We start from the raw sequence: 12,618 nt of genomic DNA on the forward strand, positions 1-12,618 counted from the left end.
AAATGACAGCAGCAAATCAAAACTACGGCACAGGTCGCCGCAAAAGCTCTTCAGCTCGTGTATTTATCAAACCGGGCAGCGGTAACATTACTATTAACCAACGTTCTTTAGACGTTTACTTCGGTCGTGAAACTTCACGTATGATCGTTCGTCAACCATTAGAATTAGTTGAGTTATTAGACAAATTAGATTTATACATCACTGTTAAAGGTGGTGGTATCTCTGGTCAAGCAGGTGCGATCCGTCACGGTATCACTCGTGCATTGATCGAATACGACGAAACATTACGTCCAGCGTTACGTGCTGCGGGCTTCGTTACCCGTGATGCACGCCGTGTTGAACGTAAAAAAGTGGGTTTACACAAAGCACGTCGTCGTCCACAATACTCAAAACGTTAATTTCGAGTATTTCAGATATACGAAAGTATTATCAGCAGAAGGCAGGATTTATTCCTGCCTTTTCTGTTTTTATCATTTTGTAAGTGTTAAAATAATACAAATTATTAACAAAGGTATATTCAATGCTAGCCATAATTTCTCCCGCTAAAACACTTGATTTTGAAAATCCTTCTCCTGATTTAGATCTTGCAAATACACAACCAAAATTAACCGCTTATAGCCAAGAATTGATCGATATTTGTAAACAATTTTCGCCGGCAGAATTAGCTTCTTTAATGTCCATCAGTGATAAGTTAGCCAGTTTGAATGTTGCTCGCTTTGCCGAATGGGAGCTTACTCATCACGAGCAAAATTCAAAACGGGCGTTATTTGCTTTCAAAGGTGATGTTTATACGGGGTTAGAGGCAGAAACACTTAGTAAAGAACAGGTTGAGTATGCCCAATCGCATTTACGTATGTTATCCGGGCTTTATGGCTTATTAAGTCCGCTAGATTTAATGCAACCTTATCGCTTGGAAATGGGAACAAGATTAGCTAATCCGAAAGGTAAGGATCTTTACGCCTTTTGGGGGAATACCATTACAGAAGCCTTGCAGAGTGCAATTGATGAGCAAGGCGACAGCGTATTAGTCAATTTAGCTTCAGATGAGTATTTCAATGCAGTAAAAACAAAAAATCTACAAGCTACAATCATTAAGCCAATCTTCTTAGATGAGAAAAACGGTAAATATAAGCAAATCAGTTTCTATGCTAAAAAAGCACGAGGAATGATGGTTCGTTTTATGCTTATTGAACAACCGACTTCTGTGGAGCAGCTAAAAGCCTTTAATTATGCCGGTTATTGGTTTGATGAAGAGGCTTCAACCGAAACAGAATTTGTGTTTAAACGTGAGGAACAATAATGAAATTTTCATTATTTAAAATTGCATTTCTTTCGCTGTTTTTAACCGCTTGTCAGCTGGCAGAACCGCAATTTTCTGTGCCGAAATCCATTAAATTTCAGGGTAAAACATTTGAAAAGGTTACTCATAACCAAATTGATGAAATGCAACAGTTGCTCTATTTACCTGATGATGAAGCAAAAGATCCTAACCATTGGAATAAAGGTATTTTGCTTTTCTTAGACAAAAATAGCAAAAATATAACTTTAGAAGATCGTGTTGCATTACGCCAAAACAGCTTTAATAAGCAAAAAGAAACAAAAGCGAAGGTAGAAATTGTTGGGCAAGAGCTTAAAAGTGAAGTGTTATACCCACCAACAGAACGTTTTAATGATGTTTTATTGGAAGTTTCAAGGGGGAGAACTTTACAATGTGGCTATGGGCAAATGCAATATTCAGACAAGCGGTTAATTTCTGCAAAAGAAAAGCAAAATTTGACCGCTTATCAACCTGAGCTTGCTCGATTAGCGTTAGTGTTTAGTCAGCTGGCGTGGCAAATTTCGTGTGAATAGTCGGCTTTTTTAGTTGCTTTTCTTTTAAAGTTTAGTAATTTCAAGTAGAATTGGTCGATTACATTTTTTATTAAATTTATAACAAAACAGGACATTTATTGCCCGATGAATATGAAGAACATTCGTAACTTTTCAATTATCGCTCACATTGACCACGGTAAATCGACATTATCAGACCGTTTAATTCAAACTTGTGGCGGTTTATCTGATCGTGAGATGGAAGCTCAAGTGTTAGACTCAATGGATCTTGAGCGTGAACGTGGTATTACCATTAAAGCACAAAGTGTAACATTAAATTATAAAGCGAAAGATGGCGAAACCTATCAATTAAACTTCATTGATACGCCGGGGCACGTGGACTTCTCGTATGAAGTTTCTCGCTCATTAGCTGCTTGTGAAGGCGCTTTATTAGTGGTGGATGCAGGGCAAGGCGTTGAAGCACAAACCCTAGCAAACTGCTATACCGCCATTGAAATGGATTTAGAAGTTGTGCCGATTTTAAATAAAATCGACTTACCGGCGGCAGATCCTGAACGTGTTGCGGAAGAAATTGAAGATATTGTTGGTATTGATGCGATGGAGGCAGTACGTTGCTCCGCGAAAACCGGTGTGGGTATCGAAGATGTATTAGAAGAAATCGTACATAAAATTCCGGCACCAGAGGGCGATCCTGAAGCACCATTACAAGCACTTATTATTGACTCTTGGTTCGATAACTATTTAGGGGTTGTTTCTCTTGTTCGTGTGAAAAATGGCTCGATCAAGAAAGGCGATAAAATCAAAGTGATGAGTACAGGGCAGTCTTATAATGTCGATCGCTTAGGGATTTTTACGCCAAAACAAGTGGATACTACAGAGCTTAAAACGGGCGAAGTAGGTTGGGTTGTTTGTGCGATTAAAGATATTTTAGGTGCGCCGGTTGGCGATACTTTAACGCATCACCATAACAGTGCAACCGAAGTATTACCAGGCTTTAAAAAGGTAAAACCGCAGGTTTATGCAGGCTTATTCCCAATTAGTTCAGATGATTATGAAGCATTCCGTGATGCGTTAGGCAAATTAAGTTTAAATGATGCTTCTTTATTCTATGAACCGGAAAACTCAACCGCATTAGGCTTTGGCTTCCGCTGTGGTTTCTTAGGCTTATTGCATATGGAGATCATTCAAGAGCGTTTAGAGCGTGAATATGATCTTGATTTAATTACCACTGCGCCAACGGTAGTTTATGAAGTTGTACAAACCAATGGCGAAATCATTTATGTTGATAGCCCGGCAAAATTGCCGCCGATTAGCAACATTAGTGAAATCCGTGAGCCTATCGCTGAATGTAATATGCTTGTACCACAAGAATACTTGGGTAACGTGATTATGTTATGCGTGGAAAAACGTGGTGTGCAAACAAATATGGTGTATCACGGTAATCAAATTGCTTTAACCTATGAAATCCCAATGGGTGAAGTGGTGCTAGACTTCTTTGACCGTTTAAAATCAACATCACGTGGTTATGCGTCATTAGACTATGGCTTTAAACGCTTCCAAACAGCGGATATGGTTCGTGTTGATATTATGATTAACGGTGATCGTGTTGATGCGTTAGCGCTTATTGTTCATAAAGATAACGCACAATATCGTGGTCGTGAATTAGTGGAAAAAATGAAAGATTTAATTCCACGCCAACAGTTCGATATTGCAATCCAAGCGGCAATTGGTAACCACATTATTGCACGTTCAACGGTAAAACAATTGCGTAAAAACGTATTGGCAAAATGTTACGGTGGGGACGTAAGCCGTAAGAAAAAACTTCTCCAAAAACAAAAAGAAGGTAAAAAACGAATGAAATCGTTAGGTAATGTGGAAGTGCCACAAGAAGCATTCTTAGCGATTTTACACGTGGGTAAAGATTAATTCTTAATAAACTTGGACACCATTTTGGTGTCCATAAAATACCCTTTAATTTATTCTTAAGGATATATGAATGAGTAATCTATTAACCATTGGTTTTATTGCAGTATTATATGGTGTTTGGAAAGTGTTGGATTCAATGCAGCTGCCAAACACAATTTCAATTTTATTGGTCGCATTAACATTGATTTGCGGTGGTTTCTGGCTTTATAACAAATTTAATAAAGAAAAAGTAGGCGCAGTTAGTGAATTCTTTGGCTCTTTATTTGGCGTATTAGCATTAGTTACCATTTTGCGTTCCTTTATTTTTGAGCCATTCCAAATCCCGAGCGGTTCAATGGAGCCTACACTACGTGTTGGTGATTTTCTTGTGGTAAACAAATTTAGCTACGGGATTAAAGATCCGATTTTACAAAATACCCTAATCGAAACAGGTAAACCGGAAAACGGCGATATTATTGTGTTTAAGGCACCTAAGCAGCCTAGCGTTGATTATATTAAGCGTGTCATTGGTGTTGGGGGCGATAAAGTGAAATATGATTCGGCAACGCAATCATTAACAGTTACCCATCCTAATGGTTCGGTTAAGGTTTTCCAATATGAAAATGCGAAACCAAATGCAGACTTCTTCTATAATGGCGAAATGCAAATTGAGAAAACTGAGATAGGCGATATTACCCATCAGATCTTAAATAACCCTATGCCGCTTAATTATGAGCCTTATTTATATAAACAAGAAGGTCAAGCGGTTGGCGAATGGATTGTGCCGGAAGGTCATTATTTTGTGATGGGCGATAACCGAGATAATAGTGAAGATAGCCGTTTTTGGGGATTTGTCCCTGAAAAAAATGTGGTTGGAAAAGCGACCTTTATTTGGTTAAGTATCAATAGAAAAGCGGATGAAGGCGCAATCCAAGCCTTATTTAGCAAAGGGCTTCGCTTTGATAGAATGTTCACATCAATAAAATAACAAGGAAGCGGTCAGGTTTTGTAAAAGTTTTGCAAAATTCGACCGCTTAAATATGAGTATTATGCAATTAGAACGTTTACAAAAAAAGTTGGGTTATCAATTTGAAACCCTTGATTACCTCACTCAAGCTTTAACGCACCGTAGTGCGGCATCAAAAAATAATGAACGCTTAGAATTTCTAGGCGATTCCATTCTCAATTTTACCATTGGCAAAGCCCTTTACGATAAATTCCCTAAAGCAAACGAAGGCGAGCTAAGCCGTATGCGGGCAGCGCTTGTGCGTGAACAAACCTTAGCGGTCATTGCTCGTCAATTTGAATTAGGCGAGTATTTAAAATTGGGCGCAGGCGAATTAAAAAGTGGAGGTTTTCGCCGAGAGTCGATTTTATCTGATTGTGTTGAAGCAATTATTGCCGCTATCTATTTAGATAAAGGTATGGAACCGGCTATGGAGCGTATTTATGCGTGGTATGAAACCTTTTTAGCTGAAATCACACCAGGTGAAGCACAAAAAGATCCTAAAACACGCCTACAAGAATTTCTCCAAGGTCGCAAATTACCACTGCCTGAATATGAAGTGATTGATATTAAAGGCGAGGCGCACAATCAAACCTTTAAGGTAACTTGTAAAGTACAGGGGATTGATGAAATTTTTACAGGGCAAGGGACAAGTCGCCGCAAAGCAGAGCAAAATGTCGCAGAAAAAGTGCTGACACAAATTATGAAAAAATAGATATCGCCTTTTCATAAGGGGATAAAAAGGAAAAATAAATGACAGATTCAAAAACATATTGTGGCTTTATTGCCATTGTTGGTCGCCCAAATGTTGGGAAATCAACGCTTTTAAATAAAATCTTAGGACAGAAAATCTCAATTACTTCTCGCAAAGCACAGACAACTCGCCACCGTATTGTAGGTATTCATACAGAAGGGGCATATCAAGCCATCTATGTTGATACACCGGGATTACATATTGAAGAGAAGCGCGCTATTAACCGTTTAATGAACCGTGCGGCAAGTTCGGCAATAGGCGATGTTGATTTGATTATCTTTGTGGTGGAAGGAACCAAATGGACCGAAGATGATGAGATGGTCTTAAATAAACTTCGTGCAGCGAAGGCGCCGGTCGTATTAGCGATCAACAAAGTTGATAACATCAAAGAAAAAGATGAGCTTTTACCGCATATTACCGAATTATCACAAAAATTCGATTTTGCAGAAATTTTACCGATTTCAGCACAACGAGGCAAAAACGTTCACATTCTACAAAAATTTGTGCGTGATTCGTTACGTGAAGGTGTTCATCACTTTCCTGAAGAGTATGTTACCGATCGTAGCCAACGTTTTATGGCTTCAGAAATTATTCGTGAAAAACTGATGCGTTTTACCGGCGATGAATTGCCATATTCTGTAACGGTTGAGATTGAACAATTTAAGATGAATGAACGTGGTGTGTATGAAATTAACGGTCTAATCTTAGTTGAACGTGAAGGGCAGAAAAAAATGGTTATTGGCGCTAAAGGGCAAAAAATTAAAACCATTGGAATGGAAGCCCGTGCAGATATGGAGCGTTTATTTGATAATAAAGTTCATTTAGAGCTTTGGGTAAAAGTGAAAGCCGGCTGGGCAGATGATGAACGTGCATTACGTAGCTTAGGGTATATTGACGAGTAATATGCAAGACCAACAATGGCAACGAGGATTTGTGTTACACAAACGTGAATATAGCGAAACGAGTTTATTGGTTGATCTTTTCACCGAAAACTATGGGCGTATCACGTTACTTGCCAAAGGTGCAAGAAGACCTCGTTCGCCATTAAAAGCCCTTCTTCAACCATTTACGCCTTTGTTGCTCCGTTGGAGTGGTAAGGGCGATCTCAAAGTTTTAACTAAAGTTGAAGCTGCCGCCCTTACCTTGCCAATGAATACGAAAGCACTTTATAGCGGCTTTTATATCAATGAAGTTTTGGTAAGAGTATTAGAAAATCAGACCGCTTACCAAGAGCTATTTCATCATTATTTACAATGCGTCACGCACTTAGCCCTACGAAGCGAAGAATTAGAACCCATTTTACGTACCTTTGAATTTCATGTGTTAAAAGCATTGGGCTATGGCGTGGATTTTACGCATTGTATGGCAACAGGATTGGATGTTGAGCCGGAAATGACCTATCAATTTCGAGAAAATGAGGGATTTATTGCCTCATTGCTGCAAAACAATCTCAGTTTTTTAGGCAAAGACCTCCTTGCATTTGCTGCATTGGATTTTTCAGAAAAATCGGTGCAACAAGCCGCAAAACGTTTTACTCGCATTGCGTTAAAACCTTATCTCGGCTCGCAACCACTCAAAAGCCGAGAATTATTCCAATCTATTTTACCTCATCGATTAAAAGGGGCTTAAGGCTTCTTAGAACATGATAAACCCTATACGAGCCGTATAGGGTTATTTAATCTGAGCTGCTCTGCGGCTCTTCTATTACAGCCCCAGCGGGGCTGGGCTTAACGAACCTAGCACGGCTCGTGCTAGGTTATTTCCCCAAAATAGAGTTTGTTAGCAATCTGAGGATTTTAATGCTCCTTTTGTTATTTCTTTTTTTCCGTGAAATTAAAATACTTTAATTGCGATCTATTTTCATTTATAATTTCTGCAAATGTTATTGAGAATTTTTCTTAACAAGCAAAATTTTAATTTCAAAATAGGGTCTTTTATGAAATTCAAACACAGTGTCATTTATACGGCGTTATTTATTCTTCCAACCATTGCACAGGCTGAAACAGCTAATGAGGCTGCACTTGAACAGGTTGATGTTGTTTCACAATTTGAAAAAGCAAAAGCAGCAGGCGATAAACAGAAAGAAATCGTTAATTTAAGTTTATTGGGACGCCAAACTGCATTTACTTCGCCTATTGCGGTGGTTAACTATGATGAAAAAGCATTTGAAGATAAATCACCTCGTAACATTGTTGATGTGATTGCGAAAACAGATGCTTCTGTGATGAATTTTGGTGGCGAAACGAATACCCTTTCAGGCGTTTATGTTCGCAATTTACAGCTTGATATGCGTCAAGTGAGTGTAAACGGTTTAGCAGGGCTATATTCTACCTATAACTCTCCAACAGCAGGTGTTGCTTCTGCTCAAATCATTAAAGGCGCATCTACGGCAACAACAGGTATGGATCCAGAAGGTTCAGCCGGTGCGGCAATGAACATTGAAACCAAACGTGCCACCGATGAAGATATTAACAAAATTGGTTTTGGTTGGTTTAGTAATAACCGCTTGCAAGAGACTTTTGATTTTGGTCGCCGTTTTGGGGCAAATAAAGAGTGGGGGATCCGCATTAACGGGAAATACCGTGATGGCGATACTGCTCGTGAGAACTATGATGAATTAGCTAAAGAAATTGCAATTGGTGCAGATTATCGAGGTGAGAAATTACGTGTCGGCGTAGATTATATGCATAATAAGCGTGATACAAATGGCGGTCGTGCAAGACTTCAAGATATGCAAAATCTGACTTACACCGTGCCTTCCGCACCAAATGGCAAAACCAACCTTAACCCGGCTTGGATTGGGCAGCGTACAGAAGATGAAACCATTATGGGGACATTCGAGTATGATTTACCTTATGGCATGATGCTTTCAGGGGGGATTGGTCATATGGAGTCGAAATACTCTGGTGCATTTGGGCAAATTACCTCAATTAAACAAAATGGCGACTTTAACGTTTCAGGTATTCGTGGCATTGATTTCCGCTCAAGAACCACAAGCGGTAATTTAAAATTAGAAGGCGAGTTAGAAACTGGTGCAGTGAAACATAACTGGAATGTGGCGTATGATGAAGTGCAACGTCAGCGTGATCACGACCAAAGTGCGAAAACTAATGGCTCTATTAAAGGCGGCTCAATTTACAGCCCTTCATTTACAGAATTGAAAAATTTTAATTTAACGCCAACAGAACAAGGTACAGATACAAAATTAACCGCAAGAAGTTTTGCTTTATCAGATACGCTTGGCTTTATTGAAAACTCGCTTCGATTAACGTTAGGTGGACGTTTCCAATGGATTAAACAGTACGATAAAAGTGAGAACACAACGCTAAAAGCGGATCGTTTTAGCCCAATGGTTACGCTAGCTTATGTGCCAAACCCAAACCTTGTTGTATATGGTAACTATTTAGAAGATTTGGAACCGGGTAATGCCGATCCGGATACAGGCGAGATGAATAGCCCGCGTGTGAGCAAACAAATTGAAGTCGGTGTTCGTAAAAACTGGCAAGATTGGCTAACTTCTACATTAAGCGTTTATCAAATTTCACGCCCGGGGATTATTCGTGGTGCGAAAGGAAGTACATTAGCAGATCAGGCAGGTAAGGAACACGGGAAAGAACGTAACCGTGGCGTAGAACTTAATGTGTATGCAAGTTTATTGGATAATACCTTACGCCCAGCGTTAGGTTTAACTTACAACCAAGCGAAAGTTTTTGATTTCCCAACTTATAAAGATGTGATTGTTGATGGCGTTCAAGTAACAAGCCCTCGTTGGATTGCTAAAGCTGGGGTAGAGTGGGATACGCCATTTATCCAAAATTTAACATTAAATGCAGCGTTACAGTATTATGGCAAATCGTATCAAGATACGGCGGCAAATTATAAATTGCCTTCATATACTACGGTTGATCTTGGTGCCAAATATGTTGTACGAGTGGCAGAAAAACAACATTTAACGCTACGTGCGGGCGTAGATAACCTCTTCAATAAACATTATTGGCAGGTACAACGTGGTCTATATGACCGTAGTTTTGCCGTGTTAGGTATGCCACGTACTTATTGGGCGAATATGGAGTACTCATTCTAGTTTAAGCGCCTAAAACACTATTTTATTTACAAGCGGTTGAATTTTTCTTAATCTTTGCATTTACAAAAATTTTGAGAAATTTAACCGCTTTATTTTCTAGGAAAAAAAAGATGATTTCACGACAATCTTATCGCCGGCTTTCTTTATTAAGAGTGCTGGCGTTTTCACTTTCAGCTTTTATTTTTAATACAACAGAATTTGTGCCTGTAGCATTACTCTCAGATATAGCAGCGAGTTTCCAAATGGAAACCGCAACCACGGGGTTGATGATTACAGTGTATGCGTGGGTAGTATTTTTGTTTTCTCTGCCATTGATGTTGCTTACCGCTAAAATGGAGCGTAAAAGTTTACTGATTAAGCTCTTTATTTTGTTTATAGCGAGTCATATTTTGTCGGTATTTGCTTGGAATTTCTGGGTTCTCTTGATTTCTCGTATTGGTATTGCTTTTGCTCATGCGGTATTTTGGTCAATTACTGCATCGTTAGTTATTCGTGTTGCGCCTAAAGATAAAAAACAGCAAGCCTTAGGTTTATTAGCGTTGGGTAGCTCTCTAGCCATGATTTTAGGTCTGCCTTTAGGCAGAATGATTGGGCAGATGTTAGATTGGCGTTCGACCTTTGCGGTAATAGGTGTTATTGCCTTTATTGTGATGTTAGTGATGTGGAAATTATTGCCTCATCTACCAAGCCAAAATGCAGGATCGCTATCAAGCTTACCGATTTTATTTAAACGACCAATGCTTGTCGGAATTTACCTTTTGGTTGCAGTAATTATTTCGGGACATTTCACAGGGTATAGTTATATTGAACCTTTTGTGATGAACATTAGCCGAATCTCGCCTGAGATGGCGACAGTTGTGTTATTAGTTTTTGGGCTGGCAGGTATTTTGGCTAGCATGTTGTTTGGTCGTTTATATGCAAAATCGCCTCGCATATTTATCAGTAGCGCAATTTTGTTGATTAGCTTTATGCAACTACTATTATTGCCACTCGGACATTATGAGTGGGTTCTTTTCCCTCTAGTTTTCATTTGGGGTGTGGGCATTACTGCCGTGAGTATTGCACTACAAATGAAAGTGTTGCAATTAGCACCAGATGCAACAGATGTAGCCACCGCCATTTATTCAGGGATTTATAATATCGGTATTGGTTCCGGTGCGTTAATTGGAAGTGTTGTCATGAATAAAATTGGCTTAGCCGAGATTGGCTTTGTTGGTGGTGGATTAGCGTTGATTGGACTGTTATGGTTTAGACATATTTCATTGAAATTTGAACAGAAGTAAAAAATAAGGCATCTTTCTCGATGCCTTATTGTTACTGTTTCATAAACTGATTACTTTGTTTAAGCATTTGGAAGAACAGTGCAAGCGGTGGTTTTTCGCTTTTTATTTGCAATCCTTCCGCATTAAAGCTTTCAAGATGACCTTTTTTATCAATATGGAATTGTTCTCCATCCGGCATAATGGCGATGTTCCAATAATGATTAGATGCCAGTAACCATAATCGATTATTTTTCTTCGTAAGATCAATTCCTTGAGCATAATCACTAGCAGGGTTTAGCACGCCAAAGAATTGGCTAAAGATCGTTGGCATAATATCTAAATGGCTGGATAATTGCGTATAGTATTGGCTATCGCCTTGCCAATAAAACATCATTGGGACGTGAATACGAGTTTTATCAAAACTATTTTTTGTACTATTTTGCTCAGCAATATCTGCTGTAATAATCACTAATGTTTTCGTTAGTAAATTTTGGCTTTGTAGCGTTTCCCATATTTTAGTTAATTGCATATCAATCTCTTTCACTTCCGTTAGAGAATGTGTTTGTAAATTGAGATCAAGATAACTAAAGAATGAGCTATGTTGTTTTTCAATCCATTTTTGCCACGCCGAAACTGCTTCTTGGTTTCCCTTGGTTTGAGGTAGTGGCATTTGTGCAAATAATGCTCGGCGGAATAAAGGATCGCTAAATCCGTCATGCGAGAATAAGCCAAATTGATATTGGTATTTTTTAAATGCGGTAATCAGTGGTGAAGCTGCTTTTTCGCTTAAGACGGCATCAATATATCGACCACTCAAACCATAGAAAATACCAAGCGTACTTGCCATTTTACTATCAGCACTGGCGTAATGTTGCATAAAGCGGTGCGAATGTTTTGTAATATCAAAGAGCTGTGGCATTGCTTCTGCGGTAATGACTTGATTATTTAAACCAGAAATATTAATCAACAAGACATTCACTTCCGGTGATTTTGTCATTTGTAGGGCATTTTTCGGATAATCGAGATAAAAGGTATCTAAACGCCCGGTTTCCTCAATTTTTTGTTCTATTTTTCCGATATCAACCAAGCCATGTTTTTCTAAGAAGCTACGAGCTGTCATCGGATAAGAAAGTGGGTAGTTAGCTTTTTGAGAGGTAATCGGGCGGTTAATACTCATATCTGCCCAAGCATAAATCAGATGCGTTGCGGTAAAGCAACAGATGAAAAATAACGCGACATATTTCCCCCAAGTTTGGCGGTTAAAGCTACGAAGCTTTTGCCAACACCAGCGAGAATAAAGCATTTCAACCAATAAAATCAATGGCATAGGTACAAATAGCAATTGCCATTGGCGAGAAAGCTCGCCATCATCCGGATTAACCAGCAAATCCCAAACTAAAGGCGAGAGGTGGAGATAAAACTGTTTAAAAACTTCGGTATCAACTAACAGTAGTGTTTGTCCAATGGTGGCAAAAATCACGGAGAAGCCACGAAAACCACGCTCATTTTTGATTAAGAAGCTCAGGGGGAACAAACAGAGTAAATAGAATGCAAAAACAACGAAGCTGAAGTGCCCAAATAAACTGATAAAAAAGTAAAGTTTACCTGTAAGTGTGTTGGGCCAGTCTGCGTTAAAAGCATAACGAGAGGCAATCAAAATAGATACGACAATGTTAAATAAGGCAAACCAATGCCCCCATGCAATACGTTGAGAGGTTTCTTCTCGGTATTGTCGGGTATTGGTTGGGAATAATTGTCGTAAATAGCTCAGCATAGA

At 39.0% G+C, this 12,618-nt stretch carries 11 protein-coding genes; 10 read left to right on the forward strand and 1 reads right to left on the reverse strand.

Features of this window, described 5'->3' with window-relative positions:
* The first annotated feature begins 2 nt into the window (after positions 1–2).
* The 10 genes from rpsI (at position 3) to DDU33_RS07500 (ending at position 10,862) form a co-directional block, all read left to right on the forward strand.
* Positions 3–398 (forward strand): 30S ribosomal protein S9, encoded by a 396-nt coding sequence (gene rpsI, locus DDU33_RS07455; RefSeq protein ID WP_005708818.1) that lies wholly within the window; start codon positions 3–5, stop codon positions 396–398.
* A 122-nt stretch (positions 399–520) separates the two neighbouring features.
* Positions 521–1,300, forward strand: a complete 780-nt coding sequence (gene yaaA / locus DDU33_RS07460; protein ID WP_108924140.1) for a peroxide stress protein YaaA — start codon at positions 521–523, stop codon at positions 1,298–1,300.
* Positions 1,300–1,851 (forward strand): ABC transporter ATPase, encoded by a 552-nt coding sequence (locus DDU33_RS07465; protein WP_108924142.1) that lies wholly within the window; start codon positions 1,300–1,302, stop codon positions 1,849–1,851. Before yaaA ends, DDU33_RS07465 begins: the two co-directional genes overlap by 1 nt.
* A gap of 111 nt (positions 1,852–1,962) precedes the next feature.
* The gene (gene lepA / locus DDU33_RS07470; RefSeq protein WP_005824931.1) at positions 1,963–3,756 is read left to right on the forward strand and encodes a translation elongation factor 4; all 1,794 of its coding nucleotides are present in this window, start codon (positions 1,963–1,965) and stop codon (positions 3,754–3,756) included.
* Between the two features lie 70 nt (positions 3,757–3,826).
* Complete coding sequence (gene lepB, locus DDU33_RS07475) at positions 3,827–4,723, forward strand: signal peptidase I (protein WP_108924144.1); 897 nt, start codon at positions 3,827–3,829, stop codon at positions 4,721–4,723.
* Between the two features lie 61 nt (positions 4,724–4,784).
* Entirely contained in the window at positions 4,785–5,456 is a 672-nt protein-coding gene (rnc, locus tag DDU33_RS07480) for a ribonuclease III (RefSeq protein ID WP_108925278.1), read from the forward strand.
* Between the two features lie 38 nt (positions 5,457–5,494).
* Positions 5,495–6,397 (forward strand): GTPase Era, encoded by a 903-nt coding sequence (gene era, locus DDU33_RS07485; RefSeq protein WP_005819429.1) that lies wholly within the window; start codon positions 5,495–5,497, stop codon positions 6,395–6,397.
* A 1-nt stretch (position 6,398) separates the two neighbouring features.
* Positions 6,399–7,124: a DNA repair protein RecO gene (recO, locus tag DDU33_RS07490; protein ID WP_108924146.1), complete on the forward strand. Its 726-nt coding sequence runs from the start codon at positions 6,399–6,401 to the stop codon at positions 7,122–7,124.
* Between the two features lie 307 nt (positions 7,125–7,431).
* Complete coding sequence (locus DDU33_RS07495; RefSeq protein WP_108924148.1) at positions 7,432–9,579, forward strand: TonB-dependent siderophore receptor; 2,148 nt, start codon at positions 7,432–7,434, stop codon at positions 9,577–9,579.
* Positions 9,580–9,689: 110 nt separating this feature from the next.
* Positions 9,690–10,862: a sugar transporter gene (locus DDU33_RS07500; RefSeq protein ID WP_108924150.1), complete on the forward strand. Its 1,173-nt coding sequence runs from the start codon at positions 9,690–9,692 to the stop codon at positions 10,860–10,862.
* A 31-nt stretch (positions 10,863–10,893) separates the two neighbouring features.
* Here DDU33_RS07500 and DDU33_RS07505 read toward each other — a convergent pair whose 3' ends face one another.
* The gene (locus DDU33_RS07505; protein WP_108924152.1) at positions 10,894–12,615 is read right to left on the reverse strand and encodes a DUF3413 domain-containing protein; all 1,722 of its coding nucleotides are present in this window, start codon (positions 12,613–12,615) and stop codon (positions 10,894–10,896) included.
* Positions 12,616–12,618: the final 3 nt, after the last annotated feature.

Origin of the sequence: Actinobacillus porcitonsillarum (genome assembly GCF_003101015.1) — a bacterium.
Taxonomy (GTDB): Bacteria; Pseudomonadota; Gammaproteobacteria; order Enterobacterales; family Pasteurellaceae; genus Haemophilus_A; species Haemophilus_A porcitonsillarum.

Bases quoted from the DNA above. Each gene is read 5' to 3' on its own strand.
- rpsI (WP_005708818.1), top strand. From the start codon at position 3: ATGACAGCAGCAAATCAAAACTACGGCACAGGTCGCCGCAAAAGCTCT.
- yaaA (WP_108924140.1), top strand. From the start codon at position 521: ATGCTAGCCATAATTTCTCCCGCTAAAACACTTGATTTTGAAAATCCT.
- DDU33_RS07465 (WP_108924142.1), top strand. From the start codon at position 1,300: ATGAAATTTTCATTATTTAAAATTGCATTTCTTTCGCTGTTTTTAACC.
- lepA (WP_005824931.1), top strand. From the start codon at position 1,963: ATGAAGAACATTCGTAACTTTTCAATTATCGCTCACATTGACCACGGT.
- lepB (WP_108924144.1), top strand. From the start codon at position 3,827: ATGAGTAATCTATTAACCATTGGTTTTATTGCAGTATTATATGGTGTT.
- rnc (WP_108925278.1), top strand. From the start codon at position 4,785: ATGCAATTAGAACGTTTACAAAAAAAGTTGGGTTATCAATTTGAAACC.
- era (WP_005819429.1), top strand. From the start codon at position 5,495: ATGACAGATTCAAAAACATATTGTGGCTTTATTGCCATTGTTGGTCGC.
- recO (WP_108924146.1), top strand. From the start codon at position 6,399: ATGCAAGACCAACAATGGCAACGAGGATTTGTGTTACACAAACGTGAA.
- DDU33_RS07495 (WP_108924148.1), top strand. From the start codon at position 7,432: ATGAAATTCAAACACAGTGTCATTTATACGGCGTTATTTATTCTTCCA.
- DDU33_RS07500 (WP_108924150.1), top strand. From the start codon at position 9,690: ATGATTTCACGACAATCTTATCGCCGGCTTTCTTTATTAAGAGTGCTG.
- DDU33_RS07505 (WP_108924152.1), bottom strand. From the start codon at position 12,615: ATGCTGAGCTATTTACGACAATTATTCCCAACCAATACCCGACAATAC.